Here is a 24,337-nt window from a genome sequence, read left to right on the forward strand (position 1 = left end):
CTGCTCGCGATAGCGGAATAACATTCAACAGATTTGTTGAATGAATGACCGCAATCGCGAGCAGGCTCACTCCTACAGTTGGTTTTGCGGTGTGGGTTATATACGCAACCCGCCATCCATCTCCAGAATCCGCCCGGTGTAGTAGTCGTTCTCGAAGATATACGCCGCCGAATGCGCGATCTCTTCCGGCTTGCCCATGCGTTTGAGCGGAATCCCCGAGGTCATCTTCTCCAGCGCTTCCGGCTTCATGCCCAAGGTCATCTCGGTTTCGATGAAGCCCGGCGCAATCCCCGCCACGCGAATCCCGTAACGCGCCAATTCCTTAGCCCAAGTCACCGTCGCCGCTGCCACGCCAGCCTTGGCTGCGGAATAGTTGGTCTGGCCAACGTTGCCCGCCCGCGAGATCGACGAGATGTTGATGATCGCGCCGCTGTTCTTCAGCTCGACCATTTTCGCCGCCACTTCACGGGTGCACAGGAACACGCCGGTCAGGTTGACGTCGATCACGGCCTGCCACTGTGCCAGGCTCATCTTGGTCATCTCGCCGTCCTTGACCTTCAACAGCAGGCCGTCACGGAGGATCCCGGCGTTGTTGATCAGGCCGTGAATCGCACCGAAGTCGGCGGCCACCTGAGCGACCATGTGCTCGACCTGTTCTTCATTGGCGACATTGCACAGATAGCTGCGCGCCTCGACGCCCTTGGCTTTACACGCCGCGACCGCGTCGTCGAGTTTTTCCTGATTGAGGTCGACGAGCGCAAGCTTCGCGCCCTTGCCAGCGAAATACTCGGCCATGGAGCGGCCCAAACCCTGGCAACCGCCAGTGATAATGATTACTTTGTCGTTGAGTTGCATTCGCATGCCCCGATAGCAGGTCTGAGTAGTTTTTATTGTTAGCGACTCCCGATCTGCACCGGCCGTGGCTGGTTTGCACATGAGAATTGCCCGATGGCGTGACCGAAACTTTCTTCCGGGCGCCTGTCCGTTTTTTCGACGGATTCTATTTAAGGAGTCATAAATTGAGCGTTGAAGTGGCCAAGAATGCCCGAGAATTGCTTCTCAAGGAATACCGTGGAGTGCTGTCGACGCACTCCAAATCGATGCCCGGTTTTCCGTTTGGCTCCGTGGTGCCGTACTGCCTCGACGAGCAGGGCCGCCCGCTGATCCTCATCAGCCGCATCGCCCAGCACACCCATAACCTGCAGAAAGACCCGAAATGCTCGCTGTTGGTGGGTGAGCGTGAAGCCGACGACGTGCAAGCCGTTGGTCGCCTGACCTATCTCGCCGAAGCGCAAAAGCTCGAGGACAGCGCTGCGATTGAAGCCGCCGCCGAGCGTTACTACCGCTACTTCCCGGATTCGCAGAACTACCACAAGGCCCACGATTTCGATTTCTGGGTGCTGACCCCGGTGCGCCATCGTTACATCGGCGGTTTCGGCGCGATTCACTGGATCGATCAAGTGACGCTGGCCAACCCGTTCGCCGGCAAGGGCGAGATCAGCATGGTCGAGCACATGAACAGCGACCACGCCAAAGCCATCGCGCACTACGTCGACCTTGCCGGTCTGCCGAAAACCGTGCCGGCGCAATTGGCGGGCATCGACACCGAGGGCATGCACCTGCGCATCGGTCAGGCGCTGTACTGGCTGCCGTTCCCAGCACCTTGTAATACGCCGACACAAGTGCGCGAAGCCTTGGTTTCTCTGGCTCACGCCGAGGTCTGGCCAAAAAATGAAGTGGCCGACGCTTGAATTCACGAAAGGCCGACGTCATCTAAGGCTTACTGCAAGGCATTTCTTGCGTTGAGGAAACTTTGATGCGCCCTTTTCTGTTGCTCTTTCTGCTGTTTCCGGTGCTGGAGCTGTTCGTATTCGTCAAAGTGGCAGGGGCTATCGGGTTTTTCCCGGCCCTGCTGCTGATCATTGTCGGCTCGATGTTCGGTGTGTTCGTGCTGCGCGTCGCCGGTCTGGCCACGGCACTGCGTGCCCGTGAAAGCCTGAACCGCGGCGAACTGCCTGCGCAAACCATGCTCGAAGGCCTGATGCTGGCACTGGCCGGTGGTCTGCTGATTCTGCCGGGCTTTATCAGCGACGTCGTCGGTCTGGTCATGCTGCTGCCGTTCACGCGTCGTTTGCTGGCGAACAAAATGCGCCAGCGCGCCGAAGAACAGGCGATCCGCCAGCGCGCCTTTGCTGACGACCTGCAACCGCGTGGCGGCCCTGCGCCACGTCAGCCTCTGGGCCGCGAGGGTGATGTGATCGAAGGCGAGTTCGAACACCGCGATCCCAAGTAACGTCTGTATCGACACGGCACCTTCGGGTGCCGTGTTCGTTTGGGGCTGATTTTGTCCGCAGAATCCGCGAAATTTTTTTCGCCTCGCCCTTGTAATAAGCTTATGCGCCCTTATGTATCGGTCACCGAAAGGTTTCTGGCATTTGCGCCAGTCAGTCTTCCGCGTCTCGCTCGACGAGGCGCAACCGGCGAAGGCCGGATTTGTTAAACCCGCCGGGACTACACCGGCCGATGAAAACCACAATTAGGAGAGATCGACAATGAAGCTTCGTCCTCTGCATGACCGCGTCGTAATCCGTCGCAGCGAAGAAGAAAAGAAAACCGCTGGCGGTATCGTCCTGCCAGGTTCGGCTGCTGAAAAAGCCAACCACGGTGTGATTCTCGCTGTAGGCCCGGGCAAAGCTCTGGAAAACGGCGAAGTGCGCGCACTGTCCGTTAAAGAAGGCGACAAGGTTGTGTTCGGTCCTTACTCCGGCAGCAACACAGTGAAAGTCGACGGCGAAGACCTGCTGGTAATGAGCGAGAACGAAATCCTCGCTGTTATCGAAGGCTGATACCCCCGTTCATTTTCCCGCTACTACAAAGTATTTAAGGAATATCGATCATGGCTGCTAAAGAAGTTCTGTTTGGCGATTCCGCCCGTAAAAAAATGCTCAAGGGCGTCAACGTCCTGGCTGACGCAGTAAAAGCGACTCTGGGCCCGAAAGGCCGTAACGTGATCATCGAGAAGAGCTTCGGCGCTCCGACCATCACCAAGGACGGCGTTTCCGTCGCCAAAGAAATCGAACTCGAAGACCGTTTCGAAAACATGGGCGCGCAGCTGGTCAAAGACGTTGCCTCCCGTGCCAACGATGACGCTGGTGACGGTACTACTACCGCTACCGTTCTGGCTCAGTCGATCGTCAACGAAGGCCTGAAAGCCGTCGCTGCCGGCATGAACCCGATGGATCTGAAGCGCGGTATCGACAAAGCGACCATCGCTATCGTCAAAGAGCTGAAGAACCTGTCCAAGCCTTGCGCTGACACCAAGGCAATCGCTCAGGTCGGCACCATCTCCGCCAACTCCGATAGCTCCATCGGCGACATCATTGCCGAAGCCATGGAAAAAGTCGGTAAAGAAGGCGTGATCACCGTTGAAGAAGGCACTGGCCTGGAAAACGAACTGTCGGTTGTTGAAGGCATGCAGTTCGACCGTGGCTACCTGTCCCCGTACTTCGTCAACAAGCCAGAAACCATGGTTGCCGAGCTGGACAGCCCGCTGATCCTGCTGGTCGACAAAAAGATCTCGAACATCCGCGAAATGCTGCCAGTACTGGAAGCCGTTGCCAAAGCCGGCCGTCCACTGCTGATCGTTTCCGAAGACGTTGAAGGCGAAGCCCTCGCGACTCTGGTTGTGAACAACATGCGTGGCATCGTTAAAGTCGCAGCCGTCAAGGCTCCAGGCTTCGGCGACCGTCGCAAGGCCATGCTGCAGGACATCGCTGTTCTGACCGGCGGTACCGTTATCTCCGAAGAAATCGGCCTGAGCCTGGAAGCAGCAACCCTGGAAAACCTGGGTAGCGCTAAAAAGGTCAGCATCTCCAAGGAAAACACCATCATCGTTGACGGTGCTGGCGTTGAAGCAGACATCCAGGCGCGCATCACTCAGATCCGTGCCCAGGCTGCTGAAACTTCCTCGGACTACGACCGTGAAAAACTGCAAGAGCGTCTGGCCAAGCTGTCCGGCGGCGTTGCAGTGATCAAGGTTGGCGCTGGTTCCGAAGTAGAAATGAAAGAGAAGAAAGCCCGCGTTGAAGACGCCCTGCACGCAACCCGTGCAGCCGTTGAAGAAGGCGTGGTACCTGGCGGTGGCGTTGCGCTGATCCGCGCTCTGCAAACCCTGAACGACCTGAAAGGCGACAACGCTGATCAGGACGTCGGTATCGCTGTTCTGCGTCGCGCTGTTGAAGCACCGCTGCGTCAGATCGCTGCCAACAGCGGCGACGAGCCAAGTGTTGTGGTCAACGAAGTCAAGAACGGCACCGGTAACTTCGGTTACAACGCTGCAACTGGCGAATACGGCGACATGATCGAAATGGGCATCCTGGATCCGACCAAGGTGACTCGTTCCGCTCTGCAAGCTGCATCGTCGATCGGCGGTCTGATCCTGACCACCGAAGCTGCAGTCGCTGACGCGCCGAAGAAAGACGGCGGCGCTGGCGGCGGCATGCCAGACATGGGCGGCATGGGTGGCATGGGCGGCATGATGTAAGCCAGCCTTACCCCCGAAACGAAAAACCCCGCTGACGCAAGTCAGCGGGGTTTTTTATTGTCCTTCAAAAGATCACAGGCAAAAGATCGCAGCCTTCGGCAGCTCCTACAGGGGATCGCGAACATCTGTAGGAGCTGCCGAAGGCTGCGATCTTTTGATCTCCATTCAGGCGCTGATTGGTTGTGCTCAGCCCTCACCTCCGGGCGATACAGCACCCAGTAATACGACCCCAGACAAATCAGTCCAATTTTCAGCTTCACACATAACCCATGTGGGAGCGGGCTTGCTCGCGAAAGCGGTGTGTCATTCAACATTTATGTTGGCTGAACCGACGCCTTCGCGAGCAAGCCCGCTCCCACAGTTGGTTTGTATTTCAGGCGCTGATTGGTTGTGCTTTGACGACTGCCTCAGCCCTCACCGCCGGGCGATACAGCACCCAGTAATATGACCCCAGACAAATCAGCCAGCAGAAAATCGCCGTCCACACGTTGTGCGAAAAGAAGTGCGCGCCCTGCATCATCCGGCTGATCGAGAACACCGAACCCAAGGCAAAGGCAAAGATAAACGCCTGTTTGGCCAGACGCGGACGGCGATCACGCAGTACGAAAAACAGTGCAAACAACGTGAACCCTGTCGCTGCATGCCCACCCGGCCAGCAACGCCCCGGCTTGTCGGTCTGCGGACGATGTTCCATCAGCTTGCTGTAAGTCTCATGGCCGCCAAACTGCTCAAGGCTCCACGGGCATTGCACCGCCGTCACCGCTTTCATCGGCGTAACGAACGAAGTCGCCAGCCCCAGCGACAGCACCAGACAGCCCAGTTCACGCTTGAACGGTTTCAGTCGCTCAACGAAAAACGCGGCAATAAAGCCAATAACGGCGAACACCGAAAACGCGATCACCACCTCTTTGGCGCGATCGTGAAGGATGTTTTCGAGGAAGTAGCTGTGCCGGCCAATAAAGTCGCCGGCCGCCGGGTCATAAAACAGCCGGGCCAGATTCATGTCCAGATCGGTCAGCTCCAGCAACACCAGAGCGATCGCCGCAACGGCAGGTATGCCCAGGCATATCCACCAGTTCAGCGGGCGAGGGGTGGGACGTACAACGTTTGATGACATGTTGGATCCTGAATAAAAGAAAACGCCCCGGAGCATCAGCCCGGGGCGCTTCGATTAACGTTCGCTGACTTGCGGAGCACCCTCCTTGGGTGCTTTCCAGCCAAGCAGCTGTTGCTTGTAGCCATAACTGGCAGATTGGTAATAGGTGATTGCGCGGCTGATCAGCGGATCATCGCTGGTTGCCCGGGATTCACGGCTTTCGCTCAACGCATCGTCATGCCGACGCAGGCCCTGACGCGGACTGAGGATCGCCAGATCCTTGCCGTCGAACAAACCCAGATGCTGGTAGTTGCCAACCACTACGCGCGGCGGCAGCGGATTGTCCTGCAACAAGTTGCGACCGAAGAACGTCGACTGATAGTCCATGTTCAGCAAGCCCAGCAGCGTCGGCGCAAGGTCGATCTGGCTGGCCAGTTGAGCATTTTCGCGAGGCTCGATCAGCTTCGGCGCGTAGATGAACAGCGGGATCTGGTAGTTGGCGATCGGCAGGTCTTCCTTGCCGGCGCTGCCCGCGGTGTGGTCGGCGACGAAAATGAAGATCGTGTTGTCGAACCACGGTTTCTGTCGCGCCTGCTCAAGGAACTGACCGATCGCGTAATCGGTGTATTTCACCGCGCCATCACGACCATTGCCGGATTTAATGTCGATGCGGTTTTCCGGGTACGTGTACGGGCGGTGGTTGGAGGTGGTCATCAACTGCAACAAAAACGGTTGCTGCTTGGCGTAGTCAGCATCGGCCAGTTTCAGCGTCTGCTTGTACAGATCCTCGTCGGCCATGCCCCAGGCGTTCTTGAAGTGAATGTCCGCCTCATCGACGCTGCTCTGATCGACAACGCGGTAACCGTTCCCGCTGAAAAACGCGTTCATGTTGTCGAAGTAACCACGGCCGCCGTAGACGAAGACGCTGTCGTAGCCGACCGCACTCAACTGCTGACCAAGGCTGGCGAAACCACTTTCACGACCGATGCGCTTGACGATCGAACGGCCCGGCGTTGGCGGAATGGCCAAAGTGATGGCTTCCAGCCCGCGATCGGTGCGGGTGCCGGTGGCGTAGAAATTGTTGAAGTACAGGCTGTGTTTGCGCAGGGCGTCCAGATTTGGCGTGAGATTACGCTCGTCACCGTTGCTGCCCAGGTACTTGGCGCTGAGGCTTTCAATGGTCACCAAGACGATATTCGGTGTACGCGCAGTGCCGGGGTTATCGATCATGCGGCGGATGTCTTGCGGATCTTCGCCGATGAAGCGCGCATTGGGTTCGTTCAGCTCAGCGCGAATTTGCTGGGCCACCACAGCCGGTGCGTGGCTTTTGTAGAACTGGGTGTAGTCCAGTTCATTGTTACGGAACGCGGCGAAGAATTGATAAGGGCCGTTGCTCGCCAGTTCGTTCTGATAAGCGTTGCCGCCGTTTGCACGCGGCGCGTCCTGGCTGAGCAGTTGCAGGCTCAGACCCGCGACAATCAGCAAGCCCAAGGCATTCAGCAGACGTCCGCGCAGTGGCGGCAACGGTGCGTCCAGCGCAGCATTGAACGGCTTGCGCAGGGCAAAACTGATGGCAACGGCGAGCAACGCGATGATGCTCAACAGCGTGCCGATCGGGTACGACTCAAGCACGTTGTTCAGCACTTCATCGGAATACACCAGATAGTCGACGGCGATGAAGTTGAAGCGCACACCAAACTCGTCCCAGAACAGCCACTCGGCCACCGAAACGAAAAGCATGGCGAACAGGCTGACGGTGAACAGCCCTTGCAGGAACCAGCGATGGCCGCGACGGCGCCACAAGGCTGGCGGGCACAGCAGCAAATACAGGCCCATCGGCAACGCCGCATAGGCGAGGAAACCGAGGTCATACAGCAGGCCGATGCCGAATACGGAAAAGGCCCCGCCTCCGGCCTCATCCAGATGAGTCAGCAGCAGAACGGCGCGGGTCGCGGAAAAGATCACCAGCCAAACGCCAGTGATCAGCAGCAGAAGGCGCAAGGGCGCCATCTTGAAAGAGTCCATTGTCTACATTCCTTATATCTAATGGCGCGGGAGTGTCACGTTGTCACTGTAGTCAGGTTGTGAACCGATAGTGAAAAACTTGTTAAGGATTAAATTTGGTTGAACGCGTCGATATACGTGGCGTTCAGCGCTGGCCCTGAGCCCGCGTTGGCCTTAAGCTGCCCGGGCCATGACGGCCGTTACTGTGTACGGAAGAGGTGCCCATGCGAATTCTAGTGGTCGAAGACAACCGCGACATCCTGGCCAATCTGGCCGATTATCTGGGCCTCAAAGGCTATACCGTCGATTGCGCGCAGGACGGGTTGTCAGGCCTGCATCTGGCCGCAACCGAACATTACGACCTGATCATTCTCGACATCATGCTGCCGGGGATCGACGGCTACACCCTGTGCAAGCGCCTGCGTGAAGATGCCCGCCGCGACACACCGGTGATCATGCTCACTGCCCGCGATCAACTCGATGACCGGTTGCAGGGCTTCAAGTCCGGTGCCGACGATTACCTGATCAAACCGTTCGCGTTGTCCGAACTGGCCGCGCGAGTAGAAGCGGTGATGCGCCGCACCCAAGGTGGCGGGCGCCGGGCCTTGCAGGTCGGCGATCTGAGCTACGACCTCGACACGCTGGAAGTGACCCGCGATGGCAAGTTTCTCAAGCTCAACCCGGTTGGCCTCAAGCTGTTGGCGGTGCTGATGCAAAAGAGCCCGCACGTACTGCGTCGCGAAATTCTTGAAGAAGCGCTGTGGGGCGACGATTGCCCGGACAGCGACAGCTTGCGCAGTCATGTCCACCAATTGCGCCAGGTGATCGACAAACCTTTCGACAAGCCATTGCTGCACACCGTGCACGGCGTGGGTTATCGACTGGCCGAGGGGCGTGATGGAGTTTAAGCAAAGCCTTTCTCAACGGATCATCATCGCCTTTGCGTTGATGAGCGCGCTGGTGGCGGGCGCTTTTGCCATGGGCATCGTTGCGACTGTGCACCTGGTCGAAGAGAAACTGATTTCGGCGGGCCTGGGCGGCGACTTGCAGCGCTTACTGTTGATGGACAACGTTTCGGACTGGAGCCATCGCCCTGAGCCGGATCAATTGTTCTATTTCAGCGGCGGGCCGGGCGATTTCGAGTTGCCGAAAGATCTGCGTCACCTTGATTCCGGTTTCCACGAAGTTTTCCGCGAGCAGCTGTCGTATCACGCGATGGTCGAGATCGTCGACGGTCGGCGTTATGTGCTGCTGCAGGATCAGAGTGATTTCGAAGAGCGCGAGCGAGTGCTGTTCGCCGTGGTGCTGGTGGGCTTTGTGCTCAGTCTGGCGCTGGCGGTGTTCCTTGGCTGGGTGCTCGCGCGCAAGGTGATGGCGCCGGTGGTGCGCTTGGCGCGGCAAGTTCGCCATCGTGACCAGTTGCTCGGGCTGGCGCCACCGTTGGCGCCGGATTATGCCGCTGACGAAGTCGGTGAACTGGCAGTGGCGTTCGACGCCACGCTGGGGCGTTTGCGTCAGGCTTTGACGCGTGAGCGATTGTTCACCAGCGACGTCAGCCATGAGCTGCGCACACCGTTGATGGTTCTGGCCAGCTCCTGTGAGCTGCTGCTGGAAAACCCGGCGATCGACGCACGCGGCCGTTCGCAGGTCGAGCGCATCGCCCGCGCCAGTGAAGAGATGCGTGAACTGGTACAGACCTTTCTCATGCTTGCCCGCGCCCAGCGCGAAGACGCGGGCGCGGCGCCGCAACAGAATCTTGCGCAAGTGGCAGACAGCCTGCTCTGCGTATGGCGCGAGCCGATCGAAAGCAAAGGCCTGAAACTGCAGTTCGAACCGGGTAACCCGCCGGACACCCGTTACAACGCTACGTTGCTGACGGCGGTGATGGGCAACCTTCTGCGCAACGCCTGCCACTACACCGAGCAGGGCTTTATCCAGCTGACGCTGAACGGCAACGGCTTTGTGGTCGAGGACTCGGGCGTGGGTATTCCGGAGGAAAAACGCGAAGCCATGTTCCAGCCTTTCGTCCGTGGCGCAGAAAAGCGCGGTGAGGGTTTGGGGCTTGGTTTGTCCTTGGTGCAACGCATCTGCGAAAACCAAGGCTGGACAGTCAGCTTGAGTACGATGGAGCCCAATGGCTGCCGCTTCGAAGTAGTTCTGGGCAAAGTTAGAGGCGGCTAGTGGCTCGGCGCCACTCCCGCTTACCTGTCTAAATCCTGTATAACTCTGTAATAGTTTGTCGGTTTACCGAACGAAATTTTCACAACTGGATGACCTGACACTGACACCCCCATCCCTAAGGTGGGGGCATCAGTAATTCAGGAGTCCTGGTGATGGCCGGCCCGATCAAGCTCGATTTTTCCGAAAAGTACGACGACAACCATGCGCAGAAATATCTGCACAAGCATCAAGCCAATCTCGGGCGCCGTTTGTCTCATTGGCGCGATGTTCAGTTGGCTCGCAAGGCGCTGACTCTGGCCGGCGAGCCGGGGCTGGTGCTGGATTTGCCCTGCGGTGCAGGCCGTTTCTGGCCGATGCTGGCGGAAAAGTCGAATCGGGTGATTATCGGTGCGGACAACTCCGAATCAATGATCAAGACCGCGATGCAGGCGCAACCGGCCGATGTGGTGAAACGGGTACAACCCTTGCACACATCAGCGTTCGACATCGCCTTGCCGGACAACGCCGTTGACAGCATTTTCTGCATGCGCCTGCTGCACCACATCGGTGAAACCGAGCATCGGATGGCGATCCTGCGTGAATTCGAGCGTGTGACCCGTGACAGCGTGATTATTTCGCTGTGGGTGGACGGCAATTTCAAGTCCTGGAAGCGCAAGCGCTCCGAGGCAAAACGTGGGCAGGAAGGTTACCAGAACCGTTTTGTGTTACCGGCCGCTACGGTCGAGAAAGAATTCGAAGCCGCCGGTTTCCGCATTCAGGAACAATTGGATTTTATCCCGCTATACGCGATGTGGCGGGTCTACGTATTACGCAAGAGGTAGCAGGATTGCAGTGCAATTTGCAGCTGAGACGGACGTCGCTCCGCAGGATCGTTTCGACTACTACTGGAACCAGCAAGGCGAATGGGTAGAAGAACCCAATGTCCGCCGTGGTGGCCAAAGTGGTGTTCAGCGAGTCGTGGGGCGTGATGGTCAACTGCTGTATGCCAAGCGTCAGACCGGCCACATTTATCGTAGCTGGCTGCACCCGTTTGGCCGTCCGACCGTATTGCGTGAACTGGATGCCCTGACCGGCGTCAGCAAGCTCGGTGTACGTGTGCCGGAGATTGTGTTCTGCGGTGCCCAGCCTGATCCGCAATACAAGTGGCGTGCACTGCTGGTCACCAAGTCGCTGGATGGCTTCGACGAGCTGGAAAAGTGGGAAGCCGCCGGTGGTCGTGCGCAGTACGGCGAAGCGGTGTATGAGCGCGTGCTCAAAGACCTCGCCGAGAACATGGCGCGCATGCACAAGGGCCGTTGGCAGCACAGCTGCATCTACATCAAACACGTTTTTGTACGGGTGACCGGCGAAGGGGATTCGGCCAAGGTTGAAGTGGCCTTGATCGATCTGGAGAAGTGCCGTCAGCGTCTGACCGCCTATCGCGCCGCCTCCCATGACATGAAACAAATGCGCCGCCATTCGTCGTTCAGCGATGCTGACTGGAAGAAACTCGTCTACTTTTACGAGACGGCGTTTGGCAGCGCTATCAAAGGTTTATAGCGATGAAACTAGAAATTGCACGAGGTTTGTTCCTGGTAGGGGCCTTGGCAGTTGCTTCATTGGCGGTGGCTGCCTGGGAGCAGCCACGTATGCAGGTCATCGGTGCGTCCGTAGAGGGCGAGCACTGCGCAATACCACGGGTGGCGAAAGCCGCCGTGGCGACCAAACCCGACCATGATTTATTGCTGTTCATGTTTGGGATGGCACAGGGAATGAGGCCGCAAAGTTGAACCGATTGAAGCCAAAATAAAAGGCCTCGCAGATGCGAGGCCTTTTTTTTGAGAATCAAAAGATCGCAGCCTTCGGCAGCTCCTACAGAGATGCATTCCAATGTAGGAGCTGCCGAAGGCTGCGATCTTTTGATCTTAAGCTTTGTCAGGTTTTGCCAGCAGGGTGTAGATGCACGGCAACCCGATCTTATTGCCGCACACAGGCCAAAATGTGGGAGCGGGCTTGCTCGCGAAGACGGTGTGTCAGTCGACATGTGCATTAATTGGCCCACCGCCTTCGCGAGCAAGCCCGCTCCCACAGGGGGATATCGGTGTTACTTGGGATCGGGTTTTGCCAGCAGAGTGGGAATGCACCGCAATACAAACAGCGTGCGTAGGTCAAAATGTGGGAGCGGGCTTGCTCGCGAATGCGGTGTGTCAGTCGACATATGCATTAATTGGCCCACCGCCTTCGCGAGCAAGCCCGCTCCCACAGGGGATATCGGTGTTACTTGGGATCGGGTTTTGCCAGCAGGGTGTAGATGCACGGCAATACAAACAGGGTGAACAGCGTGCCGATCGACATCCCCGTCGCGATCACCATGCCGATATCGAATCGACTCACAGCACCCGCACCAGTCGCCAGAATCAGTGGCACCATGCCAAACACCATCGCCGCCGTGGTCATCAGCACCGGACGCAAACGAATCGCCGCCGCTTCCTCCACCGCTTCACGCGCGGTCAGGCCTTTGTCCTTGCGTAACTGGTTGGCGAATTCGACGATCAAGATCCCGTGTTTACTGATCAAACCGATCAACGTCACCAACCCAACCTGCGTGTAGATATTCATGCTCGACCAGCCAAGAAACAGCGGAATCAGCGCCCCGCAGATCGACAACGGCACCGTCACCAGAATCACCAGCGGATCACGGAAGCTCTCGAACTGCGCCGCGAGCACCAGAAAAATGATCGCCAGTGCCAAGGCAAACGTCACCCACAACGCGCTGCCTTCCTGCACGAACTGCCGCGAAGCGCCGCCATAGTCAAAGGCAAACCCGGCCGGCGCTTCTTCGCGGGCGATCTGCAGCACGGTGTCGATGGCTTCGCCCATGCTGACCAGCGGGAAACCGGAAATCTTCGCCGCGTTGAGTTGCTGGAACTGGTTGAGTTGTCGCGGTCGCGCACGATCGGTGACTTTGATCAATGTCGACAGCGGCAACAGCTCGCCCTGGGTGTTCTTCACGTAATAGTTGTTCAGCCAGTCCGGGTTATCGCGATACGGCCGTTCAACCTGCGCGATGACCTTGTAGCTGCGCCCTTCAATGGTGAAGCGATTGATTTCCGCCTCGCCCAGCAGCGTCGCCAGCGTGCTGCCCAAATCGAGCATCGACACGCCCATCTGCGCGGCTTTGGCGCGGTCGATGTCGACCACCACTTCCGGTTTGTCGAACGCCAGATCAAGGTCGACGAAGGCGAACTTGCCCGACTCCATTGCGCGTTTCTTGATCCGGTCAGCCACCTGCAGCAGTAGCTCGTAATCGTTGGCCGTATTGATCACGAATTCAAACGGCAAGCCTTCGCCGGTGCCAGGCAAGGAGGGCAGGTTGAAGCCGAAAATCTGCAGGCCCGGAATGCCTTCGAGTTTGCCCTGCACTTCGGGAAGAATTTCCATCTGCGTGCGGCTGCGCTCGTTCCACGGCTTCAGCAGGAAACCGCCGATGCCCGCCTGCACGCCGTTGTAGCCGTTGATCTGGAACGAAGAGTAGTACTCCGGAAATTCCTTGAAGATCTTGATGAATTCGTCGGTGTAAGTGCTCAGGTAATCGAGGTTGGTCGGTTGCGGCGCGTTGGCCATCATGAAAATGATGCCCTGGTCTTCGTCCGGCGCCAGTTCCGATTTGGTGAACTTGAGGAACACCGGAATCAGGCACAGCACGATCACCGCAAACACCAGCACCACCGGCCGCGTGTTCAGCGTGCCGTGCAGCGTGCGCTGGTAGCGGCGCTTGAGGCCGTCGAAGATGCGGTCGAGACGATGGGCGAGGCCGCTGGGGTTTTGTTCGTGGCGCAGCAGATAGGCGCACATCATTGGCGACAGGGTCAGGGCGACGACCCCGGAAATCACCACCGCCCCGGCCAGCGTCAGGGCGAACTCCTTGAACAACGCGCCAGTGAGGCCGGTGAGAAAACCGATCGGCGCATACACCGCCGCCAGGGTGATGGTCATCGACACCACCGGCATGGCGATTTCCCGGGCGCCCTCAAGCGCCGCGTCAAACGGCGTTTTGCCTTCCTCGATGTGCCGGTGGATGTTCTCCACCACGACAATTGCATCGTCCACCACAAGACCAATCGCCAGCACCATCGCCAGCAGCGTCAACAGGTTGATCGAGTAACCCATCATCTGCATGAAAAACATCACGCCGATCATCGACAGCGGAATGGTCACCACCGGGATCACTACCGAGCGCAATGCGCCAAGGAACAGGAACACCACCACAATGACGATCAACACCGCTTCGAACAGGGTTTTCACCACTTCGTCGATGGAGGCCTGAATGAACAGCGTGGCGTCGTAGGCGATCTCGCTTTTCAGGTTCGGCGGCAGCTGCGCTTCCAGCTCGGGCATCAGCTTGCGCACTTCCTTGATCACGTCCAGCGGGTTGGCCCCCGGCGTGGCTTTGATGCCGATATACACCGACGGCGTGCCGCCGAACGAGCTGATCGAGTCGTAGTTTTCCGCGCCCATTTCCACCCGCGCGACATCGCTGAGCAGCACGCGGCTGTCGCCACTGACCTTGAGCGGAATGGCGGCGAACGCTTCGGCGGATTTCAGTTCGGTGTTGGCGTTGATGCTGGTGACGACGTACTCGCCTTTCACTTCGCCGGCGGCGGAGAGGAAGTTGTACTGGCGCACGGCGTTGGTCACGTCGGCGGCGCTGAGGCCGAAACCGGCGAGCTTCACCGGGTCGAGCCACAGGCGCATGGCAAACACCTGATTGCCGAGAATCTCCGCTTCGGCCATGCCCGGCAGCGTTGCCAGTTTTGGCTGGATCACCCGCGACAGGTAGTCGGTGATCTGCGGGTTGCTCAAGTCCTTGCTGAAGAAGCTGATGTACATCAGCGCCGAGGCGTCGGCGGATTCTTTGCTCAGCACCGGGTCTTCGGCGTCCTGCGGCAGCTTGTTTTTCACCTCGTTGGCCTTGGCCAGCAACTCGGTGAACAAGCGGTCGGTGTTCGAGCCGATACGCGCGTAGATCGAGATCACCGAGAAATTCTGCCGACTGACCGAGGTCATGTAATCGATGCCCTCGGCGCTGGCCAGGCTCTGTTGCATCGGCTGGGTGATGTAGCCCTGAATGGTTTCGGCGTTGGCTCCGGGGTAGGCGGTGGTCACCGTGATCAGGGCGTTTTCCATTTGCGGGTATTGGCGCAGCGGCAACTTGCTCCAGGCCTGGAAGCCGAGCAACACAATCAACAGGCTGACCACGGTGGCGAGCACCGGGCGGCGGATGAACGGATCGGTAAAAGCCATGGGGATTCCTTGATCAGTCGGCGCGAGGCGGACTGTTCTGCTCGCCGAGGGTCTTGTCGTCGCTGATGGCGATGCGTGCACCGTTGTCCAGTTTGATCTGGCCAGCCGTCACTACTTCTTCGCCGCTCTGCACGCCCTTGTTGATCATCACCAGGCCATCACGGCGCTCACCGGTTTCGATGAAACGCCGCTCGGCGATCAGTACTGGTTGGCCCTTGTCATCCTTTTCGACCGTGCCGTCCTCGGCTTTCTTCTGCCCGACCACATAGATCGAGTTGCCGTAGAGGGTGTAGGTGATCGCGCTTTCCGGCACGACGATGTGTTTTTGCGGATCGGGCAGCAACACTTCAAGGCTGGTGAACATGCCCGGCAATAATTTGCCGTCCGGGTTGGCCAGGGTGGCGCGGATCAGAATGTTGCGCGTGGTGCTTTCGACGATCGGGTTGATCGCGCTGATCTTGCCGGCGAAGTTTTGCCCCGGATAAGCCGAGACCGAGATTTGCACCGGTTGGCCGATGGCCAGTTTCGGCACCGATTGTTCGGGCAGGTAGAAGTCGGCGTAGAGGCTGCTCAAATCCTGCAACGTGGCGATTTTGGTGCCGCTGGCGAGGTAGTCGCCGATGTCGACCTGACGGATGCCGATGGTGCCGCTGAACGGCGCGAGGATGCGTTTTTTTGCCAGCGAGGCGTTGAGCTGATTGACCGTGGCTTTGTTCTTTTGCAGCACGGCGGAGAGGCGGTCGTACTCGCCTTTGGAGATGGCGCGGCTGTCGACCAGTTGCGCGCCACGGCCGAAGTCCAGTTGCGCGAGGCCCAGATCAGCCTTGGCGGTTTCCAGCAGGGCAGTTTCGACGGCGCTGTCGAGTTGCAGCAACGGTTGCCCGGCTTTGACCTTCTGCCCGGATTCGAATTTGAGTTCGGTGACGGTGCCGGCGACTTCCAGGCTCAGCTCGACGCCTTGCAGCGCCTTGAGCGTGCCGACGGTGGGCAAGCGCATCTGCCACGGGCGCTCGGCGGCAGTGGCCACGGCAACGCTGATCGGCGGTTTCGGTTTGGAGAAGCCCTGGATCATTGTGTAGATCGAAAAGGCTTTGTAGCCGCCCAAGACCAGGACGATCAACAAGACAACACCCAACATGATCAGCATGCGGCGACGCAGCATATTTCCATTTCCTTGGATAAATCAGGTGAGACAGGCCCGAACATTACTCCGAGAGCGGCAGGGAATCCAACTGCCACTTTTTACACTTCAGACGACATGACCCCCTGTGGCGAGGGGATTTATCCCCGTTGGGTGGCGAAGCCGCCCCAAAACCTGCGAACGCGGTCTGTCTGTTAAACCGTGTCGGATGGTTTTGCGACTGCTGCGCAGCCGAACGGGGATAAATCCCCTCGCCACAGGTACGGCGTTAACTTTAACTATGGGTATCAGGCCATCAGGTGCAGATGGTTGTCCCAGAGCCCCGCCGGCAATTCCAGCGGCTTGGCCAGCAGTTCATCCTGACGGCAATCGTAGTAGCGGCAGCGGCCCTGACCAGACGTCACGACAAAACCATCCTGCACCGCACCGACACCCGCGCAATCCGGCAACGGCGCATCGAGGCGCACTTCGCCGCTGTCCAGATCCCAGATAAAGAAGCGATTGCCACGCGGCGCCGTCAGTGCGACCAGACGCAACTCGCTGTGCACCGCAACACTGGCGGTGTAATGCCCCATCGACTGCAACTGATGCTCAGGCACCGGGAACGCCACAAATGGCTGCCCCGGACGCTTGATCGCCAGCAGCTCCGAACGCTCGTGAGAGGCGCCCATAAACTGCTGACCGGCAACGATGGTGCCGTCACTGGCAATACCCAAATGGCGCACGCTGTTCATCTGCTGGGCGAGGGTTTCCTTGCTCAGCAACGTGCCGTCGCGTTGCATCAATACCAGGCTCGGCTCCATGGCGCTGAGGTTCATGTCGACACGGCTTTCCGCTTCGGTACGAATCCCGCCGTTGGCCACCACCAGCGTCTCGCCGTCAGGCATCCACGACACTTGATGCGGGCCGAGGCCGTGGGTGGAAATCTCGCCGCTGTGCACCAGTCGCTCGCCTTCGAACTTGTACACACCGAGCAAACCACGGCCAGGATCGGTCGTGTCGTTTTCGGTGGCGTACAGGTACTCGCCGTCCTTGTGCACCACGGCGTGGCCGTAGAAGTGCCGGTTCGGCTGCGAGGTCACTGTCTGCAACAACGTGCCGTCGCGCAGGTCGATCAGGTAACTCTCGGTGCCCGGACGCCGCGCGACGAACAGCGCAATCGGCTGCGTCGGATGGTTGATGATGTCGTGGCAACGCTGGCCAACTTCGGTAGCGAACACCCGCGTGCCGTCCAGCCGATAGCCGACGGCGTAATGCTTGCCGTCGGTATCGTCGCGCGCCGACAGCAGCAGCGGGCTCTGATCCTTGCGTTTGAACAGCGTCCAGCCGCCCAGTGTCACTGCTCCCAGCAGCGTACTAGCTAAAGTCAGAGCCTGGCGTCGCAGCATGGCACTTGCCCTCATCAGTCACCGTCGTTGGCGTTAAAGCCCAGTTGGATGCCCAGCGCCTTAGCCAGTTCGCCTTCGTGCAGGCGATGGACGACGTTGAGGCTGTCGTAGATGTCGTTGAGTTGCTGACGACCGGCGTCGTCTTCGAGCATTTCGCCGAGCGAGCGCTGGGTGCTGTCGAACAGTTTCAGCGAGGCAGCATAGGCAGCATCGATCTTGTCCGCCAACGGCTTTTGCTCAGCCGGCAACAGACCGCGCAGGCCTTTGTTGTCGACGCCTTCCCACACGGTTTTCGCGGCGGTGAGGCTGGCTTCCAGCGCGGTCAACGAAGACTGGCTGCGCCATGCATCGGCCTGGAACGGCTGTGGCACGCCTTTGCTCTGGCGGCCCATTGGCGTGCCGAGTTTTTTCTTCAGGGTATCCAGCGCGGTGACTTGTACGCGCAGCAGATCGGCGATCGCTTCGTGGGAGTCGGCGTAGCGCTGGTTAGGGAACTTGGACATCTGCGCGAGCATGCCGTCGGTGTTGTTCCAACTCTGCAAAATCTCTTCGGCCAGTTGCTTCTGACGCTCGCCGATGGCGATCAGCAGTGGGCAATATTTGGCTTTCTGCTCGTCGTTGGCCACATCAGGCTTGGCGTCGAACAGGATGTATTCGTAAGCCGACAGACCCTGAACCACTACGCTCGATTTGGCCAGCGCGGCGGCATCGATCTGCGGCTGGGCGACGACCAGTTGCTCGACCTGACGACCGACCAGATTCTTCTTGTCCGGCCAGAACTGGACTTGCCAGGCGCGGTTGCCTTCAGCCAGCGGCCCGATCAGCAGCGGTTGCAACTCGGCCCAGGCTTTCTGCGCGTGCAGGAAGTCGGCGCGGGCGGTCTCCAGGGTTTCTTTGCCCTGGCAGTAGGCGAGGGCGCTGACGGCCAGTTGCTTGTCGGCCTCGACCCAGCGGGTGTAGGTCGGCAGGATCACCGATTTGGCGATGGCCGCCGAGGTGACCGCTTGCGGATCCTGCGGCGAGCAGGCGCCGAGGGCGAGTGCGGCAAGGCTGGTGAACAGTAGCTTGGGACGGAACATGTCGGGCTCCCGATTCTTTTATCAGTGTTTAAAGTGAGTTCAAAAACGCCAGCAGCGCGGCACGCTGCTCGGCATTGAAAGATAAAACCTGTTGCTGCGCCGCCGTCGCTTCGCCGCCGTGCCAGAGCACCGCTTCGAGCAGATTGCGCGCGCGACCGTCATGCAAAAATTGTGTGTGGCCGCTGACCGCTTGCGTCAGGCCAATCCCCCACAACGGCGGCGTGCGCCAATCGCGGCCGGAGGCCTTAAATTCCGTGCGGTTGTCGGCCAAGCCGTCGCCCATGTCATGCAGCAGCAGATCGCTGTACGGGCGAATCACTTGATTGGCCAGTTCAGGTTCGGCGGCGTTGGCGGCGGTGGTGTATTTCGGCGTGTGGCACGAGTCGCAACCGGCCTGGAAAAACAGGTTTTTACCGGCGATGACCTCTGCCTCGTTAACGCCACGGCGTGCCGGCACAGCGAGGTTACGGCTGTAGAACAGCACCAGACGCAAAATGTTATCGCTGACTTCCGGTTCGCCGTCCGGGCCATTGCCGCTCGGCGCCTGTTTGCAGGCGGTTTGCGCGTCGGTGCAATCATCGAACGGTCTCAGGCTGGTCGTCAGGCCCATATCACCTGAAAACGCGTGAACATTCTGTTGATTGAGATTCGGCTGCCCGGCTTTCCAGCCAAATCGGCCCATGACAGTTTTTTGCAGTTCGTCATTCCAGACCTGGTTTGGCCGGCCATTGATGCCGTTTTTCGCTTTGGCCTGTGCGGCGGCGTTGGCGAGGATGGCTTCTTCGGGGATCGCTTCGAGCAGGCCGAGGCCGATCATCGGTGGGGCGACGCGTGCGGAAAAACGCGTGTCCGGGTGCATCGGGCCGTAGCCGAGTTGAGTGATCTGCAACAGCGGTTTGCGCAGTTCGACTTCGGTGCCGTCCTTGAAGCGCACCGGCACTGGCGTGTAATCGACGCGCACCTTGCCTTCCGGGGTGACGCCGGGGATCGCCATGTCCTGAAACTGCCCGCCATACACCGGCTCCGGCACGATGCCGACCTGCTCGATGAGTTTGGCGTAGGCCGGTGTGTCAGGAATCGACAGGCGCACCAGCATCGACACGGCATTCGACGCACCGGGCGTCGGCGGATGTCCGCGACCGTCCTTGATGTGGCAGTTCTGGCAGGCGTTGGTGTTGAACAGCGGGCCGAGGCCATCGCGGGCGGTGGTGGTCGCCGGGGCGATCACCCACGGATTGCGGAAAAAGCTGTTGCCGACGCTGAAATCGACCCGGCGCGACGGCGGCAGATTGGCCGACGGCAGGGAAAACGCGTTCTGATCAGTCTTGCGCACAGTCGCCGCCCCGCCGGATCGCGCTTCACCGGGCTCAGCCTTGGTGAAACGCGGGGCGTCATCGCAGGCACTCAGGCCCAGGGCCATGAACAGTGCGAACAAGCGAAGAGGCAGCGAGGGCATCAGACATCCTGCGGACGAGCGAAAATAAAGGCGCAAAGTCTAACAGGGCGAGGGGGTTTGAATAAGAGGAATTATCGTTTGCTTGATACAGCGCAAACCTGAAGGCCTATGCAAAACCCCTGTAGGAGCGAGCCTGCTCGCGATAGCGGTGTATCAGTCACCAATTCGTCAACTGACACTTTGCTATCGCGAGCAGGCTCACTCCTACAGGGTTTGGTGGTGTGTACCGATATTGCGAACGCCGCTGTACTGGTGGGAGTTGGCTTGCTCGCGAAGGCGCTGGGTCAGTCAACCCATCTGTATCTGACCCACCGCCTTCGCGAGCAAGCCCGCTCCCACAAGGAATCGTGTGAAGCAGGTATGAAAAAGGCGACCCGAAGGTCGCCTTTTTTGAAGCGGACGTTGTGATCAGAACTCGTGATCAGCGTTGTCCGGGTTCAGGTCGCTGATGCCCAGTTTGCCGGCAGCGGCTTCGATCGAACCGGTCTGTTTGACCAAGGAGGCAATGGCGTCGCGAACGATCTGGTTGCCAGCGGTGTTACCGGCCGCGATCAACTGGTCGTAGTGCTCACCCTTGTTGGCGTGATCAACGATGACCTGCATCTTCGCTTCGGTGGCAGCCAGGTCGGCTTTCAGCGCGGTGTCGGCAGCCGGGTCGGCTTTGACCACCAGCGACGACAGGCTGGCGCCGGTCATCTTGGTGCCGTCAACGCGGGTGTATTCGCCCAGGTAGACGTTACGAATGCCCTTGGCATCGTAGAACTGCGAGTTGTGCGTGTTATCGCTGAAGCAGTCGTGTTCGTCTTCCGGCGAGTTGGCTTCCAGGGAAACCTTCATGCGCTCGCCCGCCAGTTCACCCAGCGACAGGCTGCCCATGCCGAACAACATTTTGCGCAGGCCGCTTTCGCCTGGCTCGGCTTCCAGCGTGGCGCGGTAGTTGTCAGCCACGTTCGGCTTCCAGTTACCGACCATTTCTTCCAGATCGCTGACCAGCAGTTGGGTCACGGCTTTCAGGTAAGCGCGACGACGATCGTTGTGACCGCCAGTGGCGCCAGCGCCCTCGAGGTAGTCGGAAGCAGGACGGTTACCAGCGCCAGGGCCGGTGCCGTTCAAGTCCTGGCCCCACAGCAGGAATTCGATGGCATGGTAGCCGGTGGCAACGTTGGCTTCGGAACCGCCCAGCTCATTGAGGCTGGCGAGTTTTTCCGGGGTGATGTCTTTGACATCGACCTTGTCTTCGCCGACCTGGATTTCAGTGTTGGCGATGATGTTGGCGGTCGCGCCCGGGTTACCCAGTGCGTGCTCGTAGGATTTGTCGACGTAGTCGATCAGACCCTCGTCCAGTGGCCAGGCGTTAACCTGACCTTCCCAATCGTCAATGATGGTGTTGCCGAAGCGGAACACTTCGCTCTGCAGGTAAGGAACGCGAGCAGCGATCCAGGCTTCGCGAGCGGCTTTCAGCGTGTCGGCGTTCGGCTTGGCGAGGAAAGCGTCGACGGCGGTTTGCAGGGTTTTCGCGGTAGATTCGGCATCGCTGTAAACGGCGAAGACCATGTCGGCGTAGTGCGCGACCACAGCCTTGGCGGCGGCTTCGTCGACTTTACCGGCAGCGGCAGGAGCAGCCGCAGGTGCGGTGGTGCTGGCGGCTGGAGTCGGCGTGGCCGGTGCGGCGGCTTTGTCTTTACCTTCGCCGCAACCGGCGAGGGAAATAGCGATGGCCAGCAGACTGGCGGTAGCCAGAGGCATACGAATCATGGCGAACATCCTGCTTCGGTGGTTTATGGGACAGGCGCGGGGGTGCGCAAAACTGCGACATAATGCAAATCTTTCGCATTATGTGTAAAGGGTTGTGGCTGGAAATATTTCTTATTTACGCTGGGATTGGTGCAGATCAAAAGATCGCAGCCTGCGGCAGCTCCTACAGGGGAAAGCATTGCAAATGTAGGAGCTGCCGCAGGCTGCGATCTTTGCTTTTATAAAATGGCCGCGTTACTGCGCTGCGCCTGTTTGAGGTAAACGCTCAACTCACGCGCCGGCAGCGGCTTGCTGTAGAAGTAACCCTGACCTTCGTGGCAGCCTTCGGAAATGATGTAGCTTTCCTGTTCAGCGGTTTCCACGCCCTCGGCAATCACCTGCATGCCAAGGCTTTTGCCCAGTTGAATGATCGCGCGAACGATGGTCGCATCGTCGTCGTCATCAAGCAGATCCTGGACGAAGCTCTTGTCGATCTTGATCTTGTCCAGCGGCAGACTTTTCAGATAACTCAGTGATGAATAACCGGTACCGAAGTCGTCGATGGCGATCAGCGCACCGGAACGGCGCAGGCTCAACAAGTGTTGCGCAGCAGTGCTGATGTCTTCCATCAGGCCAGTTTCGGTGACTTCCAGTTCCAGGCTGCGCGGCGGCAAGCGGTACATCTGCAGCAGGTTGTTGACCACGCGCGGCAGCTCGGCGTGGTGCAATTGCACGGTGGACAGGTTCACCGCCATGCGCAGGTCGGCGAAACCCTGATCGTGCCAGTCGCGCAATTGCTTGCAGGCCTGATCCAGCACCCACTCGCCAATCGCGATGATCGTGCCGTTCTGTTCCGCCAGTGGAATAAACAGATCCGGCGGTACCAGACCGTGTTCCGGATGTTGCCAGCGAATCAGCGCTTCGACACCGACCACGCGGTGATCGCGGTAGCTGATCTGCGGCTGATAGACGAGGTAGAACTGATCGCGCAGCAAGGCATCGCGCAGGTCTTTTTCCAGCTCGCGGCGACGGCGCATCTCGCTGTCGACGCTGGCGATGTAGAACTGATAACGGTTGCGCGAGCGGGTCTTGGCCAGGGTCATGGTCTGCTCGGCTTTCTGCAACAGCTTTTCGGTGCTGTCGCCATCCTCCGGAAACAGCGTGATGCCGATGGTCGCGCGCAGACGGATTTCCTGATGATCGAGGGCAAACGCCGCTTCCAGATCATCCAGAATGCTTTGCGCCAGTTCCGCCGCTTCGTAAGGCTGTTCGATATCGGCCTGCACCAGTGCGAACTGGTCGCCACCCAGACGGGCGAGGGCGCCGAGGCGGCCGCTGTGGGCGCGCAAGCGATCGGCCAGCGCCAGCAGCAGTTGGTCGCCGGTCTGGTAGCTGAATTGTTCGTTGATGCCTTTGAAATCGTCCAGTCCTACACACAGCACCGCAACGCGGCGTTGCAGCTTGCCGGCGTCGACCAGGATTTTGTCCAGTTGCTGCTGCAATTGCTGACGGTTCGGCAAACCCGTGAGGAAGTCGTACTGGGCCATGCGCAGCAGGCTGTTTTCCGCTTCGTGGCGCAGATGGGTGTTGCGTTCGATCGATTCAAGTAACTGGTTAGCGGTGTTGATCCAGAGGCCCAGCTCGTTTTTCTCGTGGCCCTTGAGCTGCGGAATCTTGTGTTCGCTGGGGCGATCGGGGTTGATCTCGGTGAGGTGCTCGATGATCCGCGACAGCGGTTTGGTCAGCAGCCAGTGATAGACCAGATACAGCACCAGACCCATGGCCAGTGCGCGCAATACGCCGGAGATGAAAATGATCACCGAGCTGACGATAAAACCTTCGCCATAGGTGGCGGTGTCGAGGGTGATGCTCAAGTCGCCGTAATACTCGCTATAGGGCCCGCGCCCCACCAGTTGCGTGGTGAAGGTGCGTTCCTGACCGAGGATCAGGTCGGTCAGCCAACGGCTGTTGGAATGCTGCAAGTCGCGGGATTTCTGCGCGAGCATGGCTTCGTTGGGATGACCGATGGAGGCCTGGCGCACGGCGTCGTCCTGGAACAGGCCCTCGATCACCTGCATGCCCATCTCCCGATCGAGGCTGTAAACCGCCTGGGTCGAGGGGTCGCGGAACATGTCGAGGATGCGTTCGGCGTCGCCGGCAACCGCTTGACGTGTTTTATAGGCATCGAAAACGATCTGCGCGCAGCTCAAGACCACGCCGACGATCAATGCCGACAGGAGCACGACCCGGAGCAACTTCACCGACAAGCTGTTCTTGAGTTCCAGCTTCAAAGGGTTATTCCTTAATCCGTGCGGGTAGCGTCAAGTTGCCATGAGTATTGGCAATCCCGTGTTGGCAGTCAAAGGGACAATCAGGCCCCGAATGAATTACCCGTGGCGTTGGCCGAAATGCTGCTCTGTGGCGTCTTCGCC

The 24,337-nt window shown here is 59.1% G+C and carries 19 protein-coding genes; 9 read left to right on the forward strand and 10 right to left on the reverse strand.

Annotation, left to right across the window (positions count from 1 at the left end):
* Positions 1–96: 96 nt before the first annotated feature.
* Positions 97–855, reverse strand: coding sequence for an SDR family oxidoreductase (locus tag ACZZ0D_RS02680; protein WP_053123391.1), 759 nt, complete (start codon positions 853–855; stop codon positions 97–99).
* A gap of 164 nt (positions 856–1,019) precedes the next feature.
* Between ACZZ0D_RS02680 and ACZZ0D_RS02685 the strand changes: the two genes are divergently transcribed.
* The 4 genes from ACZZ0D_RS02685 to groL all read left to right on the forward strand — a co-directional run bounded on the left by ACZZ0D_RS02685 (position 1,020) and on the right by groL (position 4,543).
* Positions 1,020–1,751 carry a HugZ family pyridoxamine 5'-phosphate oxidase gene (locus ACZZ0D_RS02685; RefSeq protein WP_400755538.1) on the forward strand — a complete coding sequence of 244 codons (732 nt, stop codon included), beginning with the start codon at positions 1,020–1,022 and terminating at the stop codon, positions 1,749–1,751.
* A 65-nt stretch (positions 1,752–1,816) separates the two neighbouring features.
* Complete coding sequence (locus ACZZ0D_RS02690) at positions 1,817–2,293, forward strand: FxsA family protein (RefSeq protein WP_159815384.1); 477 nt, start codon at positions 1,817–1,819, stop codon at positions 2,291–2,293.
* 259 nt (positions 2,294–2,552) lie between these two features.
* Entirely contained in the window at positions 2,553–2,846 is a 294-nt protein-coding gene (locus tag ACZZ0D_RS02695; RefSeq protein ID WP_007916610.1) for a co-chaperone GroES, read from the forward strand.
* A 50-nt stretch (positions 2,847–2,896) separates the two neighbouring features.
* A complete protein-coding gene (gene groL, locus ACZZ0D_RS02700; protein ID WP_053123383.1) occupies positions 2,897–4,543 on the forward strand; it encodes a chaperonin GroEL in 1,647 nt (548 codons plus the stop codon).
* Between the two features lie 373 nt (positions 4,544–4,916).
* On the opposite strand, the gene ACZZ0D_RS02705 is transcribed toward groL, so the two are convergent.
* On the reverse strand, positions 4,917–5,660 hold the full coding sequence (locus ACZZ0D_RS02705; RefSeq protein WP_463552404.1) for a phosphatase PAP2 family protein: 744 nt from the start codon (positions 5,658–5,660) through the stop codon (positions 4,917–4,919).
* Between the two features lie 54 nt (positions 5,661–5,714).
* Positions 5,715–7,664, reverse strand: coding sequence for an LTA synthase family protein (locus tag ACZZ0D_RS02710; RefSeq protein WP_463552405.1), 1,950 nt, complete (start codon positions 7,662–7,664; stop codon positions 5,715–5,717).
* A 203-nt stretch (positions 7,665–7,867) separates the two neighbouring features.
* Here ACZZ0D_RS02710 and ACZZ0D_RS02715 point away from each other — a divergent pair, with 203 nt between their 5' ends.
* The 5 genes from ACZZ0D_RS02715 to ACZZ0D_RS02735 all read left to right on the forward strand — a co-directional run bounded on the left by ACZZ0D_RS02715 (position 7,868) and on the right by ACZZ0D_RS02735 (position 11,593).
* On the forward strand, positions 7,868–8,551 hold the full coding sequence (locus ACZZ0D_RS02715) for a response regulator transcription factor (RefSeq protein ID WP_463552406.1): 684 nt from the start codon (positions 7,868–7,870) through the stop codon (positions 8,549–8,551).
* Positions 8,541–9,824: a sensor histidine kinase gene (locus ACZZ0D_RS02720; protein ID WP_463552407.1), complete on the forward strand. Its 1,284-nt coding sequence runs from the start codon at positions 8,541–8,543 to the stop codon at positions 9,822–9,824. The genes ACZZ0D_RS02715 and ACZZ0D_RS02720 overlap by 11 nt, the downstream gene beginning before the upstream one ends.
* Positions 9,825–9,976: 152 nt before the next feature.
* Positions 9,977–10,645 (forward strand): class I SAM-dependent methyltransferase, encoded by a 669-nt coding sequence (locus ACZZ0D_RS02725; RefSeq protein ID WP_463552408.1) that lies wholly within the window; start codon positions 9,977–9,979, stop codon positions 10,643–10,645.
* Between the two features lie 4 nt (positions 10,646–10,649).
* Positions 10,650–11,363: a lipopolysaccharide kinase InaA family protein gene (locus ACZZ0D_RS02730; protein ID WP_212546268.1), complete on the forward strand. Its 714-nt coding sequence runs from the start codon at positions 10,650–10,652 to the stop codon at positions 11,361–11,363.
* Positions 11,364–11,365: 2 nt separating this feature from the next.
* Positions 11,366–11,593 (forward strand): hypothetical protein, encoded by a 228-nt coding sequence (locus tag ACZZ0D_RS02735; RefSeq protein WP_463552409.1) that lies wholly within the window; start codon positions 11,366–11,368, stop codon positions 11,591–11,593.
* A gap of 487 nt (positions 11,594–12,080) precedes the next feature.
* Here ACZZ0D_RS02735 and ACZZ0D_RS02740 read toward each other — a convergent pair whose 3' ends face one another.
* The 7 genes from ACZZ0D_RS02740 to ACZZ0D_RS02770 form a co-directional block, all read right to left on the reverse strand.
* Complete coding sequence (locus ACZZ0D_RS02740; protein WP_212543936.1) at positions 12,081–15,107, reverse strand: multidrug efflux RND transporter permease subunit; 3,027 nt, start codon at positions 15,105–15,107, stop codon at positions 12,081–12,083.
* Positions 15,108–15,120: 13 nt separating this feature from the next.
* Positions 15,121–16,269 (reverse strand): efflux RND transporter periplasmic adaptor subunit, encoded by a 1,149-nt coding sequence (locus ACZZ0D_RS02745; protein ID WP_212543935.1) that lies wholly within the window; start codon positions 16,267–16,269, stop codon positions 15,121–15,123.
* Between the two features lie 266 nt (positions 16,270–16,535).
* Positions 16,536–17,636: a DUF1513 domain-containing protein gene (locus ACZZ0D_RS02750; protein WP_400755228.1), complete on the reverse strand. Its 1,101-nt coding sequence runs from the start codon at positions 17,634–17,636 to the stop codon at positions 16,536–16,538.
* Positions 17,637–17,650: 14 nt separating this feature from the next.
* The gene (locus ACZZ0D_RS02755; protein WP_053123364.1) at positions 17,651–18,715 is read right to left on the reverse strand and encodes an imelysin family protein; all 1,065 of its coding nucleotides are present in this window, start codon (positions 18,713–18,715) and stop codon (positions 17,651–17,653) included.
* Between the two features lie 28 nt (positions 18,716–18,743).
* Positions 18,744–20,171, reverse strand: a complete 1,428-nt coding sequence (locus ACZZ0D_RS02760) for a di-heme oxidoreductase family protein (protein ID WP_463552410.1) — start codon at positions 20,169–20,171, stop codon at positions 18,744–18,746.
* Between the two features lie 408 nt (positions 20,172–20,579).
* Positions 20,580–21,926, reverse strand: coding sequence for an imelysin family protein (locus ACZZ0D_RS02765; protein WP_053123360.1), 1,347 nt, complete (start codon positions 21,924–21,926; stop codon positions 20,580–20,582).
* A gap of 218 nt (positions 21,927–22,144) precedes the next feature.
* Positions 22,145–24,196: a putative bifunctional diguanylate cyclase/phosphodiesterase gene (locus tag ACZZ0D_RS02770; RefSeq protein ID WP_053123358.1), complete on the reverse strand. Its 2,052-nt coding sequence runs from the start codon at positions 24,194–24,196 to the stop codon at positions 22,145–22,147.
* Between the last annotated feature and the right edge of the window lie 141 nt (positions 24,197–24,337).

The organism is Pseudomonas sp. AC193 (genome assembly GCF_979258075.1).